Here is a 24,441-nt window from a genome sequence, read left to right on the forward strand (position 1 = left end):
GAACTCCTTTCGACGATTGGATTACGCTCCAGCGCTCGCGACAAAGCGCAATGCGGCGGAGTTCATGCAGTATCGCAAACCCGTCGGCTTTGGGCCGTCGTCGAACACATGGCCAAGATGTGCGTCGCAGCGGCGGCAGGAAACGGCGGTGCGGGTAAAGCCGAAGCTATGGTCGGCGCTTTCAACGACATTGGTTTTGGCGATCGGTTGCCAAAAGCTCGGCCAACCCGTTCCGGACTCGAATTTCGTTGCTGAATCAAAAAGCGCCGCATCGCAACAAATGCAGCGGTAAAGGCCGCGGCCATGCTGGTTCCAATAGGCGCCTGTAAAGGCCCGTTCGGTCCCCGCCCGCCGTGTGACTTCATAGGATTCCGGCGCCAATTGCATTCGCCACTCGGCTGCGCTCTTGACGATTTTCGGCACGAGCTTCGTCCCAACACTTTCCCCGGCGGGATTGAATTCTTCGATCAGCACTTTGTCTTCAGACGCCGCGGCGGTCCTTGTCGCAGCGAAGAGAAACAACGCCGGCGCGCTCCCCAGGATGAAAAGACGCCGCAGAGCGTCGACACGGGTCTCAGTTGCTGCTTTAAGCGGATCGAGCTTCCTCATCAGCGCCTCCTTTCGCACGTTTGGGCGGCGCAAAGCGCCGCTGCTCCAGCTTGTTGTGCTATGTTGGTTGGCTGGCGCTAACCGACGCCCGCCGCGCCCCGGCGTCCGCCTCAAAGATAGCGCAAGACATTGTTCGCGAGTCTGCACGTTTTCGGGATTGGCGCTCGATCGGCGCCCGCGCCTCATCGACGCCGCGGGGAGCATCCAGCCGAGCCCTTCTGCTCAACAGTGTTACGTCGCAGGGCCGGCGGGCGTTACATGGTCACGGATTGTTGAAGCTCCGTGGCGCGCGGGCCGCGCGGGCGGCCAATAAAGGCGCCGCCATGCCTCGCTGGACAGCCGGCCGCGCGCTCAACTTTTCAAGCCAGTCACGGACGCGCGGCGCGGCGTTCAAATGCTCGCGCACAAGCACGCCCGCGCCCGCCGCCCAAGGATAGGCGGCGATATCGGCGATCGAATAATGCTCGCCGGCGAGGTAAGGCGCCTCCGCGAGGCGGCGATCCAAAACGCGAAGAAGACGGTCCGCCTCCGCGCTCAAGCGGTCGATCGCGACTGGAGTTTTCCGTTTTGCAAAGATTGCGAAATGACCGAATTCCGCGAGCGTCGGAGCCAGTCCGGCGGTCGCCCAAAACAGCCATTCGAATGCTTTGGCCCGGTCGGCGCCCGAGCGCGGCAGCAGGCGGCCGCTCTTTTCCGTGAGATAGAGCAGTATGGCGCCGCTCTCGAAGATCGCGAGCGGGCCGTCCGCCGCGCCGTCATCGATGATGGCGGGAATTTTGGCGTTTGGCGATACGGCGAGAAATGTGGGGTGGAATTGCTCGCGTTTGCTGATGTTCACGGTTCGCACGTCATAGGGCGTCCCGATTTCTTCGAGCATGATCGAGACGATATGGCCGCTCGGCGTCGCCCAGCTGTAAAGCGTGATCAAGGAACTGCTGTCGCCTGGGCGCGCAAAGGCGCCGGTTCCGGCCCAACTCAAAGGCGTCGCCGCGGTTTGAGCGACGGCTAATCGGCTCCCACACGATCGGCGCGGGCGACGCCAGGCAAAAATGAAGCGCGGCAAAACCGCGCCCCAAAAGCTTTATGGGTCCCAATCGGCTGTTTCGTCCGAATGCGCATCGCCCGTTTTTTCCGTCGGGGAGCGCATTTGCATTTCTTTCACCACATCCGCCGGATCGTAGAGAATGCCAGAATCCGCAAGCTTTCCGCGAACCGTCGATCGCTCATGCGGATTACTTTTTGGCGACCGCGTTAAACGCGGTCTGAGCCGATTCGCTCAGCTCTTTTGCTTGCGTCTGGATCGCCTGAAGCTGGTTCTTCGCATATTCGGTCTGAAGGGCGAAAACCTCTTGAACGTCCTTGGCGTGGAGCAGCTTCTGCGCCAGATCGAAGGCGGCGTTGACGTTTGTCTCCGCGAAGGACATGGCCTTGGTCACCGCTTCCTTGGCGCTGGACGGAAGCGCTTCGGCCGAGCCGGTGGCTTTCTGGGCCGCGCCAATGAAACCCAAGAAAGCCTCTCGCGCCTGCTCGAAATTCTTCTCGGCAAGCTCGCGGATTTGCGCGGGGATCTGTTGCGGAATTTCGATCATCGGTGTTCTCCTGCAGTTGAGCGTTTCGTTGAGCCCGTTCAAGGCCGACGAAAGGCCTTTGGGATGTAAAGCGTAAGGGATATTGTCGCTCTTTTCAGGCCAAGCGGGTCGGTTGACGTTGCGATGCGCATACAGGCCTTATCTCAACCGGCTTAGATCAGAGCTCCGAGGCGGAGCGCATGCATATTCACAGAATTCGGCGATCGGCGCCACCGTTTTTCATCACTTTACTGATCTGTTACAATAATTTGCTGTTTTAGCCGCTATGACCCGTCGAGAGCCAAAGACGGCCGGCGCCCATCACGCTTCGCGCCCATCGCATCGAATGGTCGGCCGACGATGGGCCGGCCAGCTTTATGGCGGCGCGCGAGGCCGCCACGTTCCAGACCTTGCGGTCTGACTGTGGCCGCTCATGGCGCCTCGCTTTCAGGCGCATGGCGCGCTATGCCATCAACCCATCCGCTGATTCGGAAGGAAACCCGCCATGTTGTTCGTCGTATCGGTGCTGAAGGGATTTGCCGTCGCGGCCAGCGACGGCAAGATCGGAACGGTCAATGACTTCCTCTTCGACGATCAAAGCTGGAAGATCAGGTGGCTGGTCGTGGATACGGGCGCATGGCTTCCAGGCCGCAAGGTCCTGGTCCACGCATCCGCTCTCGGAGAGCCGGACCCGGCGCGCCGGGAGCTGCCGGTGAAGCTGACCAAAGCGCAAGTCGGGGGCGGCCCTGACCTCGGCGAACATGAGCCTCTCTCGCGTCAATTGGAATCTCACCTCTATGATTACTATGGATGGGATCCGACCTGGGGCGTCAGCTATTTCGGAGTCGGGGCGATGGCGCAGCCGCTGTCGCTGCCGCCATTGGCGGGCGAGCCCGACGTGGAGGAAGCCGCCGAAGCCGAGGCGCTTGCGAACCAGCAAGATCCACATCTTCGCAGCGTGGAAGAGGTGACCGGCTATCATATACAGGCGAGCGATGGCGAAATCGGCCACCTTGAGAGTTTTGTCGTTGATCACGCCAATTGGGATGTCCGCTACCTCGGCGTCGACACGAGCAATTGGTGGGGCGGCCAGCATGTCCTCATCGCGCCATTCGCCGTGCGGGAGATCGATTGGGCCGACCGGCACATTCTGATCAACATCACGCGCGATCAGGTCAAGACCAGCCCGCCGTGCGATTCGATCGAAATGGTCGATGAAGCCTATGAACGGATGCTGCACGGCCATTACGGCTGGCCGGGCTATTGGTACTATCCAAAATAAGGCTGACGCGCCCACCGCCGAGCCTGCGCGCGGCGGCCGCGAATATGAAAAGGAGCGCCGCGTCTGGCGCTCCTTTTTTGTATGGCCGCCCGGGCGATCGGAGCTCGCCGCGGATCGTCGTCATGCGTCGTCCCGGGTCTGCCCAGCCTCTGTAGCAGAGGGATAGAATAGCCTCCCCTCACTGCGCTGCGGCCCGACGGTTTCCCGCCCTCAATCTGTAAATACTCATTCCTTTTGTGCACCGCCGAAGGAATAGTTGCGCAAATGTCGCACCTCTGAATGCTTTGACTTGAAAGGGCCGGAGCGCGTTGACAGCTCAAGGTTCCAAATGTACCCATGATCATGCACTTATACGTATAGAGCCAATTGTTATACGCATATCAAATTGGTTCGTGCGCAACTAAGAGTTGCCTGCCTGTAAACAGTAAGTAGAGCGCGTCTTTGAGCCCGCTTCTGTTGCTTGCGAATCGGTGAATAAGAAGAAGAGGCGATTCTTCAGAGTGACTAATAACCAACGGATGGGGAGAGTAATGGCTAACCGCATTGGAAGATCCAGGAGTCGCCGACGCGGCGCCTATATGGCTATGGCAGGAGTCATGGCTACGGTTCTCATGGGCGTCAGCGCAGCGCGCGCCGACGTGACGGACGAGCTGCTCGATCAGCTCAAGTCCAAGGGCGTCCTGACGAAAGCCGAATACGCCAAGCTGAAACAGCGCCACGCGGCCGAAGTCGCGGCAAAACACGCGCCTGGCCCGACCGGTCCCACCGGCGGCAACGGCCGCTACGTGACCAGCCTTGACAAAGGCATCGGCTTCCATATTCCCGGCACGTCGGTTGTCACGAAGGATAATGGCGTCGTCACTGTCGGCGATGTTGACGTCAAGCTGACCGGCGCTCTCGTCTTCTTCGGCGCGGAGGCCTTCAAAACGTCCTATACGGGCACCGCGGGGATCGCGACCGGGCCGTTCGTTCCAGGCGGCTTCCCCCCTGCGCCGATCGGCGTCGGCGGCGGTGTGGTCGGCGGCAGCCCATACAACAATTCGAACGCGATTCGCGCCGGCCTGCTGCCGAGCAATGTTGTCTTGAGCCTCGCCACCAATCAGATGGGCTGGGATCTTGGCTTCACCGCTGGCGCCTACTTCGGCGGCAACAACGTTTTCCCCGGAGCGGCCAACGCCAACGGCGCCGGTTCGCCGATTGGTCTCGGAACGCCCGGCATCGACCTTCGTCAGGTTTTCGGCACGATCGGCACGCCTGAGTATGGCACGCTCAAAATCGGCCGCGATCTTGGCCTCTTCGGCGGCGACGCGATCTTGAACGACTTCACCCTGTTCGGCGTCGGCACGCCGGCTGGAAACGCCGCCCCCGGCAACACCAGCCTTGGCCGCATCGGCCTTGGCTACGTCTATGCCGACTGGATCCCGCAGATCACCTATACGACGCCGGTCTGGAATGGCTTTACCGCGTCGGTTGGTATGTTCACGCCGCTGGATGCGATCAACACGACCGATACGGCCGCTGTTGGGTTTGCGCTCCCTGGGTATGGCCCGTCTGTCGGGTTCAGCTCCGGAACGATGACGGCGCATGACCAGCCGCAATTCCAGGGCAAGATCAAATATGTCGGCCAGTTCACGCCTGACGTGAAACTGACCGCCTGGGCGGACGGCATCACCCAGCTCCAGCGCGTCGAAGCTGGCGATGCTGTGGTCGGCGGCTTCGTTCCCGGATTTGGCTATACCTCGGCGAGCCCGGGGCAGAGCGTCAGATCGGTCGGCGTCGACGGCGGCGTGCGAGTCGATTGGGGCGGGTTTAGCGCGGTCGGCTACGGCTACTGGGGCTCAGCGCTCGGCACGACCGGGTTGTTCTATGCCGCTGTCAGCCCCAATGGGCAGGCGCGCAAGTCCTCGGGCTTCTATGGCGAAGCCGAATATACCTTCTGGGATCGGTGGACCCTCGGCGGCAGCTTTGGCGCCAGCTATCTGGAAGCCAACAGCTTCGATTACACGCAGTCCTATGTTCCCTGGATGGTGCGTTCGAACCAGTCGTGGATCGGATTTACCCGCTACAAGCTGACGGACTGGGTGGCTTTCCAGGCCGAGTTCATACAGTCGCGTTCGATCAGCCAGTCGGCTGGATCTGCAAAGTCCAACGCGATCGTCGGCGGAACAACCTTCTTCTTCTGAGCGTCTCGCCCAGAACAACTCTTGATATGATGACTGATGACGCCGCCCCGTCTTTGACGCGGGCGGCGTTTTCGTTTGCGGCGCGATCAGGGCAATCTATAGCGCTTTCCGATCGAATGGAGTCATTCGATCGATCAAAAATCGCTCCATATTCAAAAGCTTGAGCATATTCTTCTCGATCAGACCGAACCGATCTGATCGGAATATGCTCTATGTCGCCGCGGCGCGCGGCCGCCCGTTGCGCCTTGTTCCATGCGCCTGATCCGGGGACACTCGATCCGTCTCTGAGGCTCGCGCAACCGTCTATCGAGGTCTTCCGGCGCGTGCTAATCAATCTATCAGGGCACAAAAACAGCAACCCGGAGGAAACATGGCGTCTCTCTACTCAGCGGAGCACCGCGCGCTTCAGGAGGAGTTCGGCACAACCAAAATGGCCGAGCTTCTGGATACGAAATGGGTGCAAGACGGGATCGGCGAAAATGAAAAGGCCTTCATTCAATCGCGCGACATGTTTTTTCTATCGACGGTCGATCCAGACGGAAATCCGACAGTCTCGTACAAGGGCGGCCCGACCGGCTTCGTCAAGGTTATCGACGGCAATACGCTGGTTTTTCCCGGCTTCGATGGCAACGGCATGTTCTATTCGATGGGAAATGTCGTTGGCCAGGGCCGGGTCGGATTGCTGTTCATCGACTTCGAGACGCCCCACCGCGTCCGTGTGCAGGGGACGGCCAGGCTCGATCGGGACAGTCCTCTGATGGGGGACTATGCGGAGGCGCAATATCTTGTGCGGGTCGAGGTCGCCAAGGCGTGGGTGAATTGCCCGCGCTATATCCATAAATACAAAAAGCTGGATCAGTCGAAATACGTCCCCGTGGCCGCGAAGCCGACGCCGCTTGCGGCCTGGAAACGAACCGCTTTGGTGCAGGATGCGCTGTCCGCCGGCGACAGCCAAAGGGCGCGCGAGGAAGGGCTGCTCGAGATCTCGGATTATGAGGCCATGGTCGCGCGGGGCGAGGGCTAGAAACCAGCAAGACAAAAAAAGAGCATTTTCGATTCCAAAAAGGTCGAAAATGCTCTGAATATTCGGGTGGCGTTCAGGAGGCTGCGCCGAGAGCTTCTTCTCGACGCAGTTTCCTAAGCGATATGCGCGTCTCAATTCTTCTCGATCAGAAGAAACCGAGAGGCTTGTTGCTGTAGCTGACCAGCATATTCTTGGTCTGCTGGTAGTGATCAAGCATCATCTTGTGATTCTCGCGGCCGATGCCGGATTTCTTGTAGCCGCCAAACGCCGCGTGCGCCGGATAGAGGTGGTAGCAATTGGTCCAGACGCGTCCGGCTTTGATGGCGCGGCCGAAGCGATAGGCGCGCGTGCCGTTGCGGGTCCAGACGCCGGAGCCGAGCCCGTAAAGCGTGTCGTTGGCGATCTCCAGCGCCTCGGCGTCGGTCTTGAAGGTGGTCACCGACAGCACCGGGCCGAAGATTTCCTCCTGGAACACGCGCATCTTGTTGTGGCCTTCGAGGACCGTCGGCTGCACATAGAAGCCGTTGGCGAGCTCCGGCCCGACGTCGGCGCGTGCGCCGCCGGTCAGCACCTTGGCGCCTTCCTGACGGCCGATGTCGAGATAGGACAGGATCTTCTCGAGCTGGTCGTTCGAGGCCTGCGCGCCGATCATGGTCGAGGGATCCAGCGGATTGCCCTGCTTGATCGCCTTCACCCGCTTGATGGCGCGCTCCATGAAGCGCTCATAGATGCTCTCCTGCACCAGCGCGCGGGACGGACAGGTGCAGACCTCGCCCTGGTTCAGCGCGAACATGGCGAAGCCTTCGAGCGCCTTGTCGAAGAAATCATCGTCCTCGTCGGCGACGTCGGCGAAGAAGATGTTCGGCGATTTGCCGCCGAGCTCCAGCGTCACCGGAATGATGTTCTCCGAGGCGTATTGCATGATGAGGCGGCCCGTCGTCGTCTCGCCGGTGAAGGCGACCTTGGCGATGCGCGGGCTCTGCGCCAGCGGCTTGCCGCATTCGACGCCGAAGCCGTTGACGACGTTGAGGACGCCGGGCGGCAGCAGGTCGCCGATGACGTCCATCATGACCATGATGCTCATCGGGGTCTGCTCGGCGGGCTTCAGGACGATGCAATTGCCCGCTGCCAGCGCCGGAGCGATCTTCCACACCGCCATCAGCAGCGGGAAATTCCACGGGATGATCTGCGCGACGACGCCGAGCGGCTCATGGAAATGATAGGCGATGGTGTCGTGGTCGATTTCGCTGATGCCGCCCTCCTGGGCGCGCAGGACGCCGGCGAAATAGCGGAAATGGTCGACGGCGAGCGGCAGGTCGGCGGCCTTGGTCTCGCGGATCGGCTTGCCATTGTCGATCGTCTCGACCATCGCCAGCACGTCAAGCTTTTGCTCGATCCGGTCGGCGATGCGCAAAAGGACCAGCGAGCGCTCGGCCGGCGAGGCGGCGCCCCAGGCGTCTTTCGCCGCATGGGCGGCGTCGAGCGCCAGTTCGACGTCCTCAGCCGTCGAGCGGGCTATGGTGCAAACCACATTGCCGTCGATCGGCGAGATGTTCTGGAACGTCTGACCTTTAACCGGGGGCACCCATTTGCCGCCGATGTAATTATCGTAGTGCGGACGAATGGCGATCTCGTCCTTAAGATCCGCCAAAAGCTTCTCAACCATAGCATTCCTCCACTTCTCAGTGACTCTTATCTACGCTCAGTTTTGCTGCACGCTGTGCAGATAGGCGAGAATCTTGCTGAAGTCGTCTTCACTAAAAGCGCCGGTCCAGTTTGGCATTCCCTTGTCGGGACGTCCATGGGTAACCGTGTAATGAAAGACTTCATCCATTTTGTCGTTGTAACGCTGGCTGAGCAGACGCAGATTGATGCGGCGCTGGCCTACGATGGCGTCCGGCCCGTGGCAATGCGAGCAGGTGCCGTTGAAGATTTCACGGCCCGCGGCAATGGCCGCCGGATCGGCCGCGCTCGCGGGTGTTGCCGCGGCCGCCGGCGTTTCGGTCAAGGCGGTTGAACCTGGCGCAGGCGCCGCCGCCTCGGGAGCCGTGGCCGGCGCGGTTTCGCTCGCCGGCTTTTCCTGTGAAGCGAGCATGATGCTTGGCTTCGATCCACCGGCGCTGCTGGCGGCGGTCAAGGAGATCGGCTCGGCCTGCGGGAAGCCATATTTCGCGGCGAGCGCGGCGACCGCTTCGGCCTTCTCGTCGATAACCCGGTCGATCTTGTCCCTGAGATCGCCGCTCGCTCGCGCGAAGCCGACCGAAACCGGCCATTGCATCCCCTCGCCGCTTACCGGGCGAACGCTATAGGCGTCCTGGTAAAGCGTCTTATTGAGATAGCCGGCGCTCGGACCCCAGATGATCGCGGCGTCCGCCCTGCCGGCCGCCAGCGCTTTCATCGCCGCCTCCGGATCGAGCACGGTCACCGGCTGGATGTCGCCGTGATCGGCGAGCAACAGCTCCGGCGAGGTGCCAAATTGCACCGCGACGCGCTTGCCCGCCAGGTCGGCGAGGGACGAGGCCCCCTGCGCCTTGGGCGAAACGAGAGCATAGCCAATGCGCAGGAACGGTTTGGAAAAGATGAGTTTTGGCCCCATGAAATTTTTGGAGTCCGGCAAACCGATATAGGCGTCGCATTTTCCTGACAGCAAGGTTTCGCGAATGGCGCGCTTGCCGAAATAGGTCTGCGACCAGACCGTTTTGAGCGGGCGCCCGAGAGCGTTTGCGATCTCGGCTCCGAGCTCGATATAGATGCCCTTCGCATCGCCGGCTTGAGCGCTGAAGGGCAGATCGTCGGGGTCCGCGCAGATGGTTAGCGCGTCCCCTCCGGCGGCGCCGTCGGAGGGAAGCGCGGAGGCGGCGGGGCCTGCCGCGATGAACAGCGCCGCCGCCAGAGCCGGGAGGACGCTGGCCTTGCGCGGTTCGATGGCGAGCGGGGCCAGCCGCCGCTTGTTCGATGTCACTTCCTCTTACTCCGAGAACACAAAAAGAGTGCCGCCTTCCGGCGTCGCATTGGTGATTTTTGTGCCGATGTCGCCGAAGAAGGCGGCGGTCGAAACGGTGCGGCCCGCGACGACGGCAATGTACTGCTTGCCGTCGACCGAGAAGCTGATCGGCCCGGCGCCGACGCCGGACCCGACGCCGATCTTCCACAGCTCCGCTCCGGTTTTCGCATCAACCGCTTTGAAGTCTCCGGTGATCGTTCCGTAGAAGACGAGGCCGCCGCCGGTGGCGAGCGTGCCGCCGTTGAAGGGAAGCTCTTCCTTGATCTCCCAAGCCGCCTTCTGTTTCACGGGATCCCAGGCGAGGATCTTGCCAAGAAAGCCGCCGGGACCGGGAACAGCGGAAAATTCCTTGCCGAGGTAGAACACGCCCTTGCGGTAATTGACTTCGCCTTCGCTCATATCCTGGCAGACGTTGTTCGACGGAATATAGACGAGGCCCGTGTCGGGGCTATAGGACATTGGCTGCCAGTTCTTCGCGCCGATGAGATGCGGGCAGATGTCCTTCGCGGGATGACCCGGCCCCGGACGCTTGTCGGGATCTTCGACGGGGCGCGCCGTGGCGAGATCGATCTTGCTCGCCCAGTTCACCGGGACAAATTTTTCGGCCGACACAAGCTTGCCCGTCTCGCGGTTGACGACATAGAAGAAGCCGTTGCGGTCGGCCTTCATATAGGCCGGCAGGGCGCCGCTTGCGGTCTTGAGATCAGCGAGCACCAATTCGTTGACGCCGTCGTAATCCCAGGCGTCGGCCGGCGTGCCCTGCACATGCCATTTGATCTTGCCGGTCGCCGGGTCGATCGCCAGCGTGCTCGCGGTGTAGAGATTGGTCAGCGGGCCGTAGTCGCCGTTGCCTGTCGAGCGGACCTTGGTCGCCCATGGGCTCGGATTGCTGGTGCCCCAAAACACCGTGTCGGTCTTGGGGTCATAGGAGCCGACGAGCCAGCCGACGCCGCCGCCGTGCTGCCAGCTGTCGCCCTTCCAGCTTGTGGTTCCATCGGCGTCGGTCGCGGACACCGTGTAGGTTTTCCACACTTCCTTGCCGGTGTTGACGTCATAGGCCTGCAAGCTGCCCCGCGCGCCATATTCGCCGCCGCCGAAGCCGGTGATGACAAGATTGCGCACGACGAGCGGCGGCGAGGTAATGACCGAACCCTGCTTGTAATCGACGACGTCGGCGATCCAGTCTTCGGCGCCCGTGCTGGCGTCGAGCGCGATCAGCTTGCCATTGAGCGTGCCGACGAAGATCTTGCCGTCGGCATAGGTGACGCCGCGGCTGTTCACATCGCAACATGCGTATTGCAGCACGTCGTCCGGGATGTCCGGTTCATACTTCCATTTGATCTTGCCGCTTTTCGCGTCGAGGGCGTAAACATATTTCGGGCCCCAGGAGCTCGACACGTAGAGGGTGTCGCCGACGACGATCGGGGTCGCCTCGTTGGAGCGCAGCGAGCCGAGCGAAAATGCGTAGGCGAGCTTCAGCTTGCCAACATTTTGTGTGTTGATTTCTTTGAGGGGGCTGAATCTGGTGTTCTGCTGATCGTGACCGTATTGCGTCCAGCTGTTCGCATCTGCTAGGGATGCCGCTTTGGCGTCTTTGGACGTCGCGTTCTCCGCCTGCGCTTCACTGATCCCGACGGCGCCCGTCAAGCTCGCCGCCAATGCGACGCGGGCCCATACGTTTCCGAGCAGCCAATCGCGCAAATTCTTCAAAGTCGCCTCCCCGTTATACAGTTTTGTAGAGTTGCCTGGGCAGAATTGATTATCGGACCCGTCTTCGCGGGCGTTAATGTCCTCGTTAAAGGATCATCGGAGGGCACCTTAATGAAGCGCGGCCCGGCAATGCTATACTCAATAGGTCGCAAACCCCGGCGCGGCGCGGCCGGGGAAACCGCGAGGGATTCGCGTTCGCGCGGAGCCGGCGCGTGCGGGACGCGGCAATAAGCCAAGATCAGGAGAGGGCGCGAAATCCGATGTCGAAGATATTGATTGCTGACGATCATCCGGTTTTGCGCCGCGCCCTTTGCGAGGTGATGAGTTCCCTGCTGCCGCCAGACGACCTCATCTGCCTTGAGGCGGCCGACCGGGCGCAATTATTCGGCGTGCTGGAAAATGAAGAGGTCGATTTGATCCTGCTCGATCTCTGCATGCCAGGCATGACCGGCTTGCCGGAGCTTGTCGGGATTCGAAATCTTGCGCCCGCCACCCCTGTCGTCGTCATCTCCGCGCTTTTCGATGACGGCATCGTGGCGCAGGCCCTGAACTGCGGCGCCGCCGGCTTTATTCCGAAATCCTCATCCCTCGAGGCCCTCGCCGCGGCGCTGAAGACGGTTCTTGATGGCGGCGTTTATGTGCCGGGGGGAAGCCTCAGTGATGAAAAATGCGCGCAAAAGCGCGGCGCATCGGCTGATATCGATCCGTTGACGCCGCGCCAGCTCGCCGTGCTGGGCCTCCTCGCGGAGGGCAAATCGAACAAGGAGATCGCGCGGGAGCTATCGATCAGCGATCTCACCGTGAAGGTTCACATCACGACGATTTTCCGCAAGCTTGGCGTTGCGACGCGCACTCAGGCGATCGTCGCATTCCAGCGCGAGCGCTCCCTGCTTCCGCATCACCTCAGCTGATCCCGCCGCGCCGCCAGAGCGGAGAGCATGGCGCGAAGCTTCATCGGAGCCGTCGGCTTGGCGAGAAAGCTGAGCCCTTTTTCTTTCAGACCGCGCTTCAGCTCCTCGCGCACGTCGCTCGAAATGATGAGCGCCCCGGCGTCCTCGCCAAATTCGGCGCGAAGGGCAGCGACCGCGTCGGTTCCGAGAGCGTCGCCGTCGAGATGATAGTCGGCGATAATGATGTGCGGGATTTTTCGCGCCGCGCGCAGAGCTTCGCTCGCGTCGGCGGCCGAGCGGGCCGTGATCGTCACGCATTGCCATGACCGCAGCAGCGATCCCAGCGCGTTGCGCACTTGCATGTCATTGTCGATCAGGACGACGCAGCGGCCGGCCAGCGCCGCCGGATCGATCTGGCGCTTTTCATCCTCCGCGACAGCGGGGCCGGCTCCGGCCTTGGCGGAAATCGTGAAAGCCGAGCCGCGTCCGGGCGTAGACGCAACCGCTATCTTCGCGTCGATCAGGCGCGCGATGCGCTGACTGATGGCAAGACCGAGGCCAAGGCCGCGCTCATTCTCGCGCGCGGAGGCGCCGAGTTGCTTGAACTCCTCGAAAATCAGTTCGAGGTGGGTGCTCGCTATGCCGATTCCGGTATCAAGCACTTCGATCGCGACATCTTCGCCGCGCCGCCGGCAACCAATCAGGATCGAACCCTGCGCCGTATAGCGGAGCGCGTTGCTGACGAAGTTGCGCAGCACGCGCTCCAACAGCAGGCGGTCGCTGCGAATGACGGCGCTGCTCGGCGCGACCCGCAGGCAGAGGCCGACAGCTTCGGCCTGGGGCTGATAGTCCTGCCGCAGCCGGTCGAGCAATGGCTGGATCCGGAAAGTCGTGATCTCGACGGGCCAGACGCCGGCGTCAAGGCGCGAGATATCAAGCAGCGCGCGCAACAATTCATCGACGGTGTCTAGCGCCGCCTCAACGCCGCCGACGAGTTCGCGCCCATGCGGCGTCTCGATATGCTCCGCCAGCATGCCGAGAAACAGGCGGGCGACGTTCAGGGGCTGGTGCAGGTCGTGACTCGCCGCGGCGAGAAAACGTGTCTTGCTCAAATTGGCTTTTTCGGCTTCGCCCTTGGCGAGCAGCAGCGCTTTCTCCGCGGCGCAGCGCTCGGAAATCTGCTGAAACAGCTGATGCGTCAGATGCGTCAGCTCGGCGGTCCGCTCGACGACCCTGTTTTCGAGCGTAATCGCCGCCTGGAACAGCGTGAAAGCATTGGCGCCCTTTGCGCTCATGTCGTTTTCGACGCGGTCCATCAGCACATTGTTGATCTTGCGCAGCTTGGCGACCTCGGCGCGAAGCCGGTCGGCTTCGCTCTCCGGCGAGAGGCGCGCATCCCGGTTATCGCGGCCAATGTCAATCTGCGTCATAGGGCGTCCCGATGGCGATGGCGGTGAAAGTCTGGTTGAGGTGCATGCCTGAAAATTGTTCGCCGTAAGTGCTAAAGCCGATCACATTGTTGGCGGCGAGAAGCTCGCTGGCGAGATGCTTCGTTTGCGTCTTTTCGAGCGCCAGGCTTCGGTGGATGCAATCGAAGCCGATGATGAGCTCCGGCGGCCCGAGCGTCTCCTTCACGGACTGAAAGAAGGCCTCGAGGTTTTGTAGGACGGCCTCGCTTTGCGCCAGACGCAGGACGACGCCTTCATCGATCGCGCAGAAAAATGTCAGGCTTTCGTCGAAATGCGCCGCCTGGATGGAGCGCACGTGGAAATCCCCGCCAACCTTCACCATCAGAGGAAATTCGGAAAAGATCGCCGGCGTCAGCGTGAGTTCGGAAAGGCCGAGAATCCGCGCATATTCGCGCGCGGCCGGCTCGCCGTTCAGCTCAAAGACCTTGCGCTTCAGCGGATCGGCCCTGGTCACCACCATGCGCATGTCGGAACCGATGAAATGCTGGCATTTGACGATGCGAAAGGGCGCGTTGATCTTGATCGCTGTCAGAAGCGCGGCGTCGCGGTGGAAGGCGCCGTCGAAATAGATGAAAGCTCCGGTGAGGCGCAAATTGTCTCCCGCCGAGCCGCCGAGCAGCGGCGCCATTTCCATCAGAAGATGAATCGAGGCGAGGACGACTTCTTCATTGCCGGACATGCCGTCGATCAGCAGCATCGCGAAGGTGTCTTTGGGATCGAGGGTCAAGCCTTTTTCGTTCATCGCCGCGACAAGCTGTTGCGTCGCCGCGTGGCCGTCGGACATCTGGAATTGTGAGAGGTTTTCGATTCCGACGCTGGCGGCGCGGCAGTGCGAGGCGGCGATGCTGAAGCCTGTGATCGACCCGTCGACATAGCCGATGGGCGCGATTTCCCCCGACGTCGTACAGCCAATGACATGAATCCCCTCGAACGCCCGCCGCAGCTCCGGCTCCAGTATAGCGAGGTCGAAGCTGATGGAGCAGAAGAAGACGATAAGGCCGATATCGGGCTGGGCGATCGCCTCGCTGAATTCGCGCACCGCCGTCAGCGGATCGGGCGCGGTCGAAAACCCGCGCTTTATGACGCAGCGCGCAGCCACTGGTCGTCCCCTTCCGTTCGGCGGTTTCGTAGAAGGCCGGGGGCCGCAGCCTCAATCGGCGGCCCGTCGTTGCTTTTACCGCATGAAGGCTTTGGACGAAATTGATCTTTTCCGGCGCGGTCGGCGCCGGCTATGGCTTCACGTCAACGGTGATCGTGGAGCTGAGAGCCGGCCCGTAGGACAAATGGCCGCCATTGCCGAACTGCAGAGTGAGCGTGTGCTTGCCAGGCGGCAGCGTCAGTTGCGTTTCGGTCTGGGCCTTGCCGAAATGGATCGATTTTTCGTTCGCCGGGATGATCTCGTCTTTGGGCACGGGGCCGCCGTCGATGATCAGATGGTGGTGTCCGCTATCCGGGGTCGCATCGCCCGCGGGCTTCAGGGCGAACCCTTCGAGGCCGAATTTCACCTTGAAGGGGCTGATGACGACGGCGCCATCCTGCGGCTCGATGAAAAAAACGCGCGGGCTTGCGGCGTACAAAAACGAGGCGCCGACGCCAAGGCTCAGACAGGCGGCGAGCCCGATCGATGCGATATGTTTCATTGAGGCTCTCTGGACGGTGAGTTGCAGTACGCAAGCTTGGCGCAATATCTGGCCTCCAGCAAATGAAACCGGCGCGATCAAACCGCCTCGCATGGAGAAAATCAATTCATTCGATGCAAGCTGGCGATGGCCGAAACGCTGGAAACGCACTAGAAACGGCGCAGAACCAAAGTAGCAAGCGTATCCTTGACGGGGAACTGGACATGAAAACGCTCAGCGTAATGCTTCTGGCGGTCGCGGCCCTTGCCGCGCCCTTCCCGTCTCTCGCGCAGACCAACGCTCCGCCGCCGCCCCAGCCAAATGATGCGCCGCGCGATGATTGCCAGCCGGGTTATTCCGCGCAGTCCCAGGATCGGGCGGCCTATGATTGCTCGGGAACGCGCGGACGCATGGGCCTTGGCGCCGATCCCGCCCATCCTGAGGGGCCGGGCAATTTCTCAAGATAACAGCCGCACTTAGAATGAGGGCCGGCCCCTGCGGGCCGGCCCTTCGCATGAAACGACAGGCGCGATCAGAGCTTTTTATTGACCGCGTCGGCGACTTTATTGGCGCCTTCCTTGACCGCGTTCTTGGCATCGCCCACCGCCTGCTGAACGTGACCTTTGGTCTCCTGCACGATGCCTTCAGCCTCCAGCTTTTCGGAGCCGATGGCCTTGCCGACGCCCTGCTTGACATTTCCGGCGGCCTCATTGGCGAGGCCGGCGATCTTGTCTTTGGTGCCGCTCATTGCTGATCTCCTTGAAGAAAAACGGCCATCAGATCGGCCGTGCGAGAAACGCGCTTTGCTATCGAGAGTTCCACTTTACTGCTGGTAAGAAATTCACAAAATGACCCTGATCAATACGTTTTGAAACTAGCGGCAGGCAGAGCGTTTCACATCCAACGATGCGGACGAATGCTTGGAAGTGCTATGAAGATGGGCGGCTATTTCTCGCCACAGATGGGCAATGCCGCGCCATTTATATGGAGAGCTTCCGCTTGCGCGGCTTCCGTGCGTCGCGGCAGGCGCCAGACCGTCGCGGGGTGAAATTGCGAGCCGGACCATTCCATCGCCGTGACCTTGATCGTCTCGGCGTCGGCCTCAATCACAGAAAATCCGGCGGCCCGCCCCCTCGTTCGGCGCGACAAAGTGCCGGCCCCGATCGCATAGCTGCGCCCTTGCGCGAAAGGCAGCGCAAAGACAAAGGGATTATGCACGTGGCCGCTGAGAATGAGGTCGACGCCAGCTTCCGCGAGCACGCGCGCGGCCGCGCCGCCGCGATGAACCGCGCCGGTCACCACGGCGGTGTTCGTCCCGGCAAAAGGATCGAGAAGAGGATGATGACAGACAAGAACCTTCAGCGTCTTCGTCGAGGTTCTCATTTGCGCCGCGGCCTCGACCGCGGCGAGATTGATCGCGCCCTTGGACCAGTCGAGCCTTGGCTGCGCGCCGCGCGCGGTGTTGAGGCTTCTGACAGTGAGGCCCGGCAGATCGGCCGCCGTCTTCAGCGGCTCGCCGATGAAGCGCCGGTAGCGTGAGAAGGGGGCGAAAAAGCGCAGCGCGAGGTTCCAATAAGGCACGTCATGATTGCCCGGCGTCACGATCTGCGGCTGCGGCAGGCGTTTCAGCCAGAGGCTCGCGGCCTTGAACTGAAGGGATCGGCCATTCAATGTAAGGTCGCCGGATATAATCGTCAGATCCGGCGCACAGGCGTTTGCACTCGCGATGGCGGCCTCTACCGCAGCCGCGTTCTCACAGCCAAAATGCGGATCGCTGAGGTGAATGATGCGCAGGGTCACGGACGCGTCCCGCCTTTGCAAGTTCGGGCGCGCCTCAATGAGGGCGCGCGTCCGGCGCCGGAACGAGCGCGCGAAAAGCGCGGGGCAAGAATTTGAATTCGACCTCTCGATCCAGTCGATGTAATTCGCCGTCGAGCAGACAGGGGATCGGACGTCGCGAGAAGGCGCGGCCGCCACGGCAAAACTGCGCGCTCACCGCGGGATCGCTTCGAAAATCGCCAAGCAGCGCACTGACGCCGATGCGGCAGGCCTCGAGCGCATGACGTGGATCGAGCGCGATCGCCTCGAGCGCGGAATGGTCGGGGCAGAGCTCTGAAATGAGCGGCGAAATGAGCATGAGCGCTTCGGCTTTGACGCGCGGTCCTTGATCCAGTTCAAAGCTCAGCCTGCCGGTAAAGGCGCGCGCAAGCGCGCGCCGGGCATAGAGAAATGCGCGCTTCAGATTTCCATATCGCACAGCCTCGCGCGCCGGCGCCCAGAGCGCGGGAGCGCCGAGGATGGCGGCTACGTAAAAAGGACGGCCGCTGACGGTTCCGCCCGGAAACGGCTGGGCGAGTCCCGTGCTCAAGGCGCTGGCCAGCGCCTGACGCCAGTCCCGTTCGCCGTAAAGCGCATGGGGCAGCATGTTCATGGTGCCGCCGGGAAGGGGGGCGAGCAGCGGGCCGTCCGGGCCGCAAAGCTCGGCCGCCAGGCGCGCGGTGCCGTCTCCCGCCAGCGTGACGAGGAGATCCGGCAGAGTCTTGACGGCGGCGCGAACGGCGGCGTCTATGTCTTTTGGCTCGACGCTCGCGAGATGAAGCTCCGCCCCCGAGTGCGCGAGGATCGCTTCCATTTCAGCAGCGGCGTCTGGTCCGACGCCGCCCCCGGCGGTGTTCACGACCACGGCGATGCGCCTGAAGCGTGGCGAGGCGAACGGCTCGGCGTCCCGGTTTGGCAGCGTCTCAGCGTTCATGGCGTGAGAATGCATTGCCGCAGCTTGCGTTCCCTCGATCGCGCGGCGGAGGTCAGCCGCCAGCGTCCTTCTGAAGCGCCGCCTCGGCGTCCTTCGTTTCCGGCGCCGCCTTTCGCGTGATGATCCAGAAGCAGAGCGCCCAGGCGGCGCCGGCGCTCCAACCGGCGGCGACATCGGAAGGCCAATGGACGCCGAGATAGATCCGGCTGACGCCGATCAGCATCGTCACGAGCACGGCAAGGGAGACAAGATAGATGCGCACCGCCTTCGAGGTCTGCGTCTGCGCCAGAATCGCGGCGATGGTCATATAGGCCGCCGCCGATATCATCGCATGTCCGCTCGGAAAGCTGGCGCTCCAGCTCTGCGCCAGATGCGCGGCGATTTCGGGCCTTTCGCGATGAAAGCTGAGTTTCAGCGCGGTGTTGAGCAAGGAGGCGCCGCCGATCGCGGCGAGCAGAATGAAAAGCGCGCGCCAGCGCCTGGCAAGGATCAAAAAGCCGCTGGCGGCGATGGTCAGAAACCAGATGACGGTGAAGCCGCCGAGAGCGGAGATGTCGATCGCCGATTGCAGCAGCCAGGGCGGGCCAATCGGGATCGAAGGGTCTTTCGCCGTCCGGAAGGCGAGCAGAATCGCGCGGTCCGAGGCCGCCGTTCCGCCCTCCGCGACCTCCTCGACGAGATGGGCGAAGACCAGCGCGCTCGAGAGGCAGAAGAGAGCGATGAGCGGCTGAAAGCCGGTCCGTTCGATCGCCGTCCCGATTCTTTTCAATGCCGGCATGAGATTTTTCGTGAGGCGTGGCGGTTAAATCCGCTGTCCACGCTACTCCGCCGCCTCGGCGGTGGCGAGCGCGTCCGCCGTGCGCGATTGCTGCGACTCGCGCCAATTTTCAATCGCCGCGTCGTCGATGCCGAGTTCGCGCAGCACCGCCGCGCCGACGTCGAGACCGGGGGGAACGCTATCGTCGACGACGGGAATGACGCCGGCCATCTCGTAAGCCTCGCGCTCGGCCGGCTTGGCGATGGCGGCGAAGCGCCTGATATGAGGAAACGCCCGCGCCGCAAGGGGCGTCAGTTCGCGCGACACCTCGATCGCGGGCGCCGTGATGACGACGATCTTGCGATCGTGCATGCCGAGGGGCTCCCAGATACGCGGATCGGCGGCGTCGCCAAACACGACCGAATAACCGTCGGCGTTGGCGTCGGCGAAGGTCTTTTGATCCTTTTCGATGGAAGAGTAATTGATCTCGAATTCGGTCAGGGCGTCGGCGACTGTGCGCCCGACCGGCCCCATGCCGACGATCAGCACGGGAGCCGCGAGTTCGCGCTCCAGCGTCTCGCGCTCGTCCTTGGTCTTGCGGCGAGCCCGCATTTTACCGGCGATCTTGCGTCCGGATTTTGCGAGCGCCGGCGTCAGCGCGAGGCTGACGGCGACGGCGGCGATGACGATCGAGGCGACCTGATCGCCGACGAGCAGGCGCATCGCCGGAAGGCTGAGGATCACGAAAGCAAATTCAGACCCTTGAGCAAGAAGAAAGCCGAGTTGCATGGATCCCGGAGCCGACCAGCGAAAAATCAGGCTCGAGGCGGCGTTGGTCGCGATCTTGACCGCGATGAAAAGGATGGTGACGGCGATGACGGCGCCCCAATGCTGGCCCAGCGAGGCAAGATCCAGCGAAAGACCGACCGAAATAAAGAAAAAGCTCAGCAGCAGATTGCGGAACGGCTTGGTCTCGGACTGGATGATCGGCCGGTAGGGCGTCTCGGCGATGATCATGCCGCCAAGAAAGCCGCCAAGCGTCAGGGAGAGCCCGATCGAACCCGTCGCCCAGCTTGCGGCGAGCACGACGAGCAGCGCGCTCGCGGTGAACACTTCTTCATTCTCGGTGCGGGCGATGAGGTCGAACAGGGGCCGCACCACAAGCCGCGCCAGCACATAGGCGACGCCGAAGGCGATCAATGCTTTAACGACCGCCATGGCGAGTTGAGGCGCCAATGGACCGCCGTCGCCGTTCAAGGCGTTGACGATGATCAACAGAAAGATCGCGGCGACGTCCTGAAAGATCAGAATGGCGGTGGCGGTCATGCCGACCGGGCAATTCTGCTGGCGCCGCTCGGCGATCATGGCGGCGACGACGGCGGTCGAGGACAGCGCCAGCGTCGCGCCGAGCAGAAACGCTGGCAGCGGCGCGACGCCGATCAGCATGGCGAGAAGGCCAAGGCCAAGAGTGCCGAGAAGCACCTGCACCGGCCCAAAGCCGAAAATGTCGCGCGCCTGCTCGCGGATATGCTTCAGGGAAAAATGCAGGCCGATGTCGAACAGAAGAAAGACGACGCCGAGTTCCGACAAAAGCGCCACGGTCGAGCTTGTGTGCAAGGGCTCGACCCCGCTCGCCCTCAGCGCCACCCCGAGCGCGAGATAGCCGACGATCGGGCTTAGCTTCGCCGCACGGCACGCGATGGCGGCGACGACGCCGAACAATAGCAGCAGGACCACCGGGGCCAGGGACTGAAGAATGGTGTGCATATGATCCATGGTCGATCAGCCCCGCTTGGCTTCGAGGTAGCGATGAACATCGGAGACGACGACCGATCCTTCGCCGACGGCGGAGGCGACCCGCTTGGTCGAACCGGCCCGAACGTCGCCGACCGCGAAGATTCCCGGCTGCGACGTCGCGTAAGGCGAGCCCGTCAAGCCGGCGGCGGCTCCGGTCGCAACGAAACCCTTGCCGTCCAGCGTCAAGCAACCATTGAGCCATCCCGTGTTCGGCGCCGCGCCGATCATCACAAACATATTCGCGATCGCCAGGGTCTTGCTTTCGCCACTCTCCTGATGCGTCCAGGTGATGGCGCTTAATCTGTCCCCGCCCTGCAGGCGGCTGATCTCCGTCTGCGTGCGCAGCGTGATGCGGGGCGAGGCGAGGATTCGCTCGATGAGATAATAGGACATCGTCGACGCAAGGTCGCGCGCGCGGACGATCATGTGCACATGCGCGGTCTGGCGCGCGAGGAAAACCGCGGCCTGACCGGCAGAGTTGCCGCCTCCGACAACGACGACTTCCTCGCCTTCGCAGAGCTTGGCCTCCATCGCCGTCGCGGCATAATGAACGCCATGCCCCTCGAAGCGGTCGTAATCCTCAACGTCAAGTTTGCGATAGCGCGCGCCGGAGGCGATGATCAGGGTTTCGGTGCGGACCTCGCCGCCGCCGGCGAGCCGGAGGACGAACGGGTTTCTCGCACAGTCGATTCCAGCGACTTCGCGCGAAATCGCCAGCTTCGCGCCGAATTTCTGCGCCTGAACCTGAGCGCGGCCGGCCAGTGCCTGACCCGAGATGCCGGTTGGAAAGCCGAGATAATTCTCGATTCTTGAGCTCGTTCCGGCCTGTCCGCCGGGGGCCTCACCCTCGATCACCAGCGTGTCCAGCCCCTCGGATGCGGCATAGACGGCGGCGGCGAGGCCGCCGGGGCCGGCGCCGACCACGATGACGTCATGCACGCGTTGCGGATCGATCGTCTCGGTGAGGCCGAGCGCATCCGCCAGCGCCGCGTTTGAGGGGTTGTGCAGCACCTGATGGCGCACATCGATCACGACGGGCATGTGAGCCTTGCCGATCTCGAAGCAATCGAGGAACTCGCCGGCCTCGGCATCCGCGTCGACGTCGAGGACCCGGTGCGGATAGCCGTTGCGCGTCAAAAATCGCTGCAGGCGGATTTTATCGCCGTCATGCGTTTGGCCAATGAGCACGACCGCCGCGCGCCCATGCCGGATCATGCCGACGCGCCGAAGGATGAAGGCGCGCATCATGATCTCGGCGATGTCCGTCTCGGCTGAAGCGAGGCGACGGAAATCTGCGCGTTTGACGCGGATCAGCCGGCTTTCCACGGCCGTCCTGGCGCTGACCAGAGCCTCACGCTCGTTGAAGAGGTTAAGCTCGCCGGTGAACTGACGTTCGCTCAGGGCGATGAAGACGGTCGGCGCGCAGTCTTCGCTATGGTCGAGGATTTCTATTTTGCCTTCAAGGACGATAAAAAAATCGACGCCGCGCTCGCCGCGTTCGTATAAAGCCGCGCCGGCGGGCAGAGTTTCCTCTGCGCCGAACGTCGCCGCGCGCGCGATTTGTTCAGGCGTCAGCCGCGGAAAGGTCTGGGCTTCGCGCTCATAAGGATCGGTCGGATCGACCGTGAGCCCGGTTTCGGACGCGGCGTTCGCAGGTTCGAGATTCAAACGCGCTCTCCTGGTGCAAGGCGAAGACGGTTGGCGGCGGATCTTTGCGGCGGATGACTTTGGACGCAATCACAACGCGTTTCCGTCCAAAGGCTCAAATCCGTCTATCATCAACAAGTTAGAGATGAAGGCGTCCGAAAACCGATTCCCGCTTTTCGACGTCATGCCCTGGAGCGCTTTTCGATCGAATGGATCCATTCGATCGATCAGAAATCGCTCCATATTCAAAAGCTTGAGCATATTCCGGTCAGATCGAACCGATCTGACCGGAATATGCTCTGGCGCAAGCGGTTGATCGGATGTCGCCTTTTCTTGAATGACCACGCCAAATCCTTCCGCTTACGCCGGTTCCTCCTTTTGCGCCCGTGAACTTAAAGCATCAGCCGCCGCGGACAAGAGCCCGCGGCTTTGACGCCGGCCGTCGATCATCGCTTCAAGAGGCCCAGCGCTCGAAAGCCGATGAGCCTTTCGCGGCTTCGGGCGCGACATCGCCCTCGGCTCCCGCCGCCGCGTCAGGCAGGGTGATGAGGAAACGAGCGCCCGGATATTCTTCGGCGGCGTTTGCGCCCACCGCGCTCGTCGACGCCAGCGTCAGCGAGCCGCCATGCGCGCGAACGAGATCGGATGCGATGACGAGGCCAAGCCCGGTTCCGCCGGCGCGTCCCGAGCTGAACGCGGAAAAGAGCTTTGCGCGCGCGGCGAGGGGAACGCCGGGGCCGGTATCGGCGACCTCGATCACTATTTGCGTGCGATCCTGACTGACGCTTGCGAACCTGTCCTTTTGCGTTTCGCTCAGCCGCGCGTCGCCGTCGGCGTCGGGAGCGCAGGCTTCTTCACGCGCCAAAATGCGCACGCGCGCCGGCCACCCGGGGGAAGGACCTGCGCCCTGCAGCGCTTCCGCTCCGTTGCGGATGAGATTGACGAGCACCCGGAACATCTGCTCGGCGTCGGCGTCTATCTCGACGCCCTCGGGCACCGCATTAACGATTTCGATATGGCAGCCGGCTTGCGGCGTGACGCTTTCGACAGCCTCGTCGACGAGCGGACGCAGGGAGAAGCGGCGCAACTTCGGCGGCTCATCGACGGCGCGGCCATAGGTCATCGTCGCCTGACAGAAGCGGATGGCGCGGTCGAGCGTCGCGACCAGTTTTGGCGCAATTCTTTGAGCCAGGGGATCGGTGACATTGGCCAGACGGTCCGACAGCAATTGGGCGGACGACAGCATATTGCGCATGTCATGATTGATCTTGGCGACGGCAAGGCCAAGGGCGGCGAGATGCTTCTTATGATTGAGCTCGCGCACGAGCGATTCCTGCATCACGGCGAGAGCCGCCTCGGCCTGTCCGATTTCATGCTGCCGCCCGGACGGCACGATGATGCGGGCCGCATTCTCGGGATCCGCCCCGAATTGCGTGAGATTGGTGGTGAGGCGCCGCATCGGGCGCAGCACCATGACGTTGACCGCAATAGTGGCGAGGCTGGCGACGATCGCGGACATGACGAGGGTCATCGCCAGAAGCCGCCGCGAATAGGCCGCTATGCCGCGTTTCAGGGGCTGTTCGTCCATAGTGATGGCGACAGCCTCGCCGCCCATCGGAGCCTCGCCAAGAATGGTGATGACGCGTCCCTTCGGGGCCAGCATCGTCTCGATCGCGTGCATGAAGGAATCGCCGAACGACGGATTGCGCAGATCATAAACGGCGTCGACGGCGGGCGGCAGGTCCGACGCGGCGAGGATCCGCTTCGTTCCATGCATGTCGAGCACGATCACCCGCGCGCCGACGCTGTCCAGCAGCTGGAGTGACAGCGCCGGCGGCGCCATCGCGCTCGGCGCCGCTTCCAGCACGAGAGCGGCGGTATAGGCGGCGCTGAGGCGATTACGCAGCCAGTTCTCACGATAGATGGTAAGCCCCGGCAGATAGACCATCGTCGCGGCGATCATGACAAAAGCTGTGTTCAGCACCAGTACGCGCGTCGACAGCCCGAAGCTGAAATGACGGCGCGCCTTTTTGGCGACGCCGGGGCGCGCCGCATCCGCTCTCTCGCCCTGCGGGGCTCCGAGCGAGTCCGGTTTGGCGTTGGGAGGCATTGCGAAGTCGCTCATCAAAA

The 24,441-nt window shown here is 62.4% G+C and carries 21 protein-coding genes; 5 read left to right on the top strand and 16 right to left on the bottom strand.

Annotation, left to right across the window (positions count from 1 at the left end):
* Window positions 1-21: 21 nt before the first annotated feature.
* The 3 genes from msrB to MPC4_RS00665 form a co-directional block, all read right to left on the bottom strand.
* Window positions 22-609, bottom strand: coding sequence for a peptide-methionine (R)-S-oxide reductase MsrB (gene msrB, locus MPC4_RS21045; protein WP_174510829.1), 588 nt, complete (start codon window positions 607-609; stop codon window positions 22-24).
* Window positions 610-871: 262 nt separating this feature from the next.
* The gene (locus tag MPC4_RS00660; protein ID WP_174510830.1) at window positions 872-1,537 is read right to left on the bottom strand and encodes a glutathione binding-like protein; all 666 of its coding nucleotides are present in this window, start codon (window positions 1,535-1,537) and stop codon (window positions 872-874) included.
* A gap of 304 nt (window positions 1,538-1,841) precedes the next feature.
* The gene (locus tag MPC4_RS00665) at window positions 1,842-2,198 is read right to left on the bottom strand and encodes a phasin (RefSeq protein ID WP_134489958.1); all 357 of its coding nucleotides are present in this window, start codon (window positions 2,196-2,198) and stop codon (window positions 1,842-1,844) included.
* 484 nt (window positions 2,199-2,682) lie between these two features.
* Here MPC4_RS00665 and MPC4_RS00670 point away from each other — a divergent pair, with 484 nt between their 5' ends.
* From MPC4_RS00670 to MPC4_RS00680, 3 genes are all read left to right on the top strand, one after another.
* Window positions 2,683-3,459, top strand: coding sequence for a PRC-barrel domain-containing protein (locus tag MPC4_RS00670; RefSeq protein ID WP_174510831.1), 777 nt, complete (start codon window positions 2,683-2,685; stop codon window positions 3,457-3,459).
* A 596-nt stretch (window positions 3,460-4,055) separates the two neighbouring features.
* The gene (locus MPC4_RS00675; RefSeq protein ID WP_244628765.1) at window positions 4,056-5,642 is read left to right on the top strand and encodes a porin family protein; all 1,587 of its coding nucleotides are present in this window, start codon (window positions 4,056-4,058) and stop codon (window positions 5,640-5,642) included.
* A gap of 370 nt (window positions 5,643-6,012) precedes the next feature.
* Complete coding sequence (locus tag MPC4_RS00680) at window positions 6,013-6,666, top strand: pyridoxamine 5'-phosphate oxidase family protein (RefSeq protein ID WP_174510833.1); 654 nt, start codon at window positions 6,013-6,015, stop codon at window positions 6,664-6,666.
* A gap of 145 nt (window positions 6,667-6,811) precedes the next feature.
* On the opposite strand, the gene adh is transcribed toward MPC4_RS00680, so the two are convergent.
* Genes adh through MPC4_RS00695 form a run of 3 tightly spaced genes read right to left on the bottom strand, consistent with a single transcriptional unit; the run spans window position 6,812 to window position 11,380 of the window.
* On the bottom strand, window positions 6,812-8,332 hold the full coding sequence (gene adh / locus MPC4_RS00685) for an aldehyde dehydrogenase (protein WP_174510834.1): 1,521 nt from the start codon (window positions 8,330-8,332) through the stop codon (window positions 6,812-6,814).
* 36 nt (window positions 8,333-8,368) lie between these two features.
* Complete coding sequence (locus MPC4_RS00690) at window positions 8,369-9,628, bottom strand: c-type cytochrome (protein WP_174510835.1); 1,260 nt, start codon at window positions 9,626-9,628, stop codon at window positions 8,369-8,371.
* Between the two features lie 6 nt (window positions 9,629-9,634).
* A complete protein-coding gene (locus MPC4_RS00695) occupies window positions 9,635-11,380 on the bottom strand; it encodes a PQQ-dependent dehydrogenase, methanol/ethanol family (protein WP_244628766.1) in 1,746 nt (581 codons plus the stop codon).
* Between the two features lie 260 nt (window positions 11,381-11,640).
* Here MPC4_RS00695 and MPC4_RS00700 point away from each other — a divergent pair, with 260 nt between their 5' ends.
* Window positions 11,641-12,291 carry a LuxR C-terminal-related transcriptional regulator gene (locus MPC4_RS00700; RefSeq protein WP_134489946.1) on the top strand — a complete coding sequence of 217 codons (651 nt, stop codon included), beginning with the start codon at window positions 11,641-11,643 and terminating at the stop codon, window positions 12,289-12,291.
* Here MPC4_RS00700 and MPC4_RS00705 read toward each other — a convergent pair.
* The 3 genes from MPC4_RS00705 to MPC4_RS00715 form a co-directional block, all read right to left on the bottom strand.
* On the bottom strand, window positions 12,279-13,700 hold the full coding sequence (locus tag MPC4_RS00705) for an ATP-binding response regulator (protein ID WP_174510836.1): 1,422 nt from the start codon (window positions 13,698-13,700) through the stop codon (window positions 12,279-12,281). The genes MPC4_RS00700 and MPC4_RS00705 overlap by 13 nt on opposite strands.
* Window positions 13,687-14,838: an FIST N-terminal domain-containing protein gene (locus tag MPC4_RS00710; protein WP_174510837.1), complete on the bottom strand. Its 1,152-nt coding sequence runs from the start codon at window positions 14,836-14,838 to the stop codon at window positions 13,687-13,689. Before MPC4_RS00710 ends, MPC4_RS00705 begins: the two co-directional genes overlap by 14 nt.
* 130 nt (window positions 14,839-14,968) lie before the next feature.
* On the bottom strand, window positions 14,969-15,379 hold the full coding sequence (locus MPC4_RS00715; protein ID WP_174510838.1) for a DUF4399 domain-containing protein: 411 nt from the start codon (window positions 15,377-15,379) through the stop codon (window positions 14,969-14,971).
* Window positions 15,380-15,582: 203 nt separating this feature from the next.
* Between MPC4_RS00715 and MPC4_RS00720 the strand changes: the two genes are divergently transcribed.
* Complete coding sequence (locus MPC4_RS00720) at window positions 15,583-15,825, top strand: hypothetical protein (protein ID WP_174510839.1); 243 nt, start codon at window positions 15,583-15,585, stop codon at window positions 15,823-15,825.
* Window positions 15,826-15,890: 65 nt separating this feature from the next.
* On the opposite strand, the gene MPC4_RS00725 is transcribed toward MPC4_RS00720, so the two are convergent.
* The 7 genes from MPC4_RS00725 to MPC4_RS00755 all read right to left on the bottom strand — a co-directional run bounded on the left by MPC4_RS00725 (window position 15,891) and on the right by MPC4_RS00755 (window position 24,436).
* Complete coding sequence (locus tag MPC4_RS00725; RefSeq protein WP_174510840.1) at window positions 15,891-16,106, bottom strand: CsbD family protein; 216 nt, start codon at window positions 16,104-16,106, stop codon at window positions 15,891-15,893.
* A 197-nt stretch (window positions 16,107-16,303) separates the two neighbouring features.
* Complete coding sequence (locus MPC4_RS00730) at window positions 16,304-17,158, bottom strand: metallophosphoesterase family protein (RefSeq protein ID WP_210253568.1); 855 nt, start codon at window positions 17,156-17,158, stop codon at window positions 16,304-16,306.
* A 34-nt stretch (window positions 17,159-17,192) separates the two neighbouring features.
* A complete protein-coding gene (locus MPC4_RS00735; RefSeq protein WP_174510841.1) occupies window positions 17,193-18,110 on the bottom strand; it encodes a diacylglycerol/lipid kinase family protein in 918 nt (305 codons plus the stop codon).
* A 52-nt stretch (window positions 18,111-18,162) separates the two neighbouring features.
* Window positions 18,163-18,888: a phosphatase PAP2 family protein gene (locus tag MPC4_RS00740; RefSeq protein ID WP_174510842.1), complete on the bottom strand. Its 726-nt coding sequence runs from the start codon at window positions 18,886-18,888 to the stop codon at window positions 18,163-18,165.
* A gap of 42 nt (window positions 18,889-18,930) precedes the next feature.
* A complete protein-coding gene (locus tag MPC4_RS00745) occupies window positions 18,931-20,643 on the bottom strand; it encodes a cation:proton antiporter domain-containing protein (RefSeq protein WP_174510843.1) in 1,713 nt (570 codons plus the stop codon).
* Between the two features lie 6 nt (window positions 20,644-20,649).
* Window positions 20,650-22,332, bottom strand: coding sequence for an FAD-dependent oxidoreductase (locus MPC4_RS00750; protein WP_174510844.1), 1,683 nt, complete (start codon window positions 22,330-22,332; stop codon window positions 20,650-20,652).
* Between the two features lie 433 nt (window positions 22,333-22,765).
* On the bottom strand, window positions 22,766-24,436 hold the full coding sequence (locus tag MPC4_RS00755) for a sensor histidine kinase (RefSeq protein ID WP_174510845.1): 1,671 nt from the start codon (window positions 24,434-24,436) through the stop codon (window positions 22,766-22,768).
* Window positions 24,437-24,441: the final 5 nt, after the last annotated feature.

Source organism: Methylocella tundrae, from assembly GCF_901905185.1.
Lineage (GTDB): Bacteria > Pseudomonadota > Alphaproteobacteria > Rhizobiales > Beijerinckiaceae > Methylocapsa > Methylocapsa tundrae.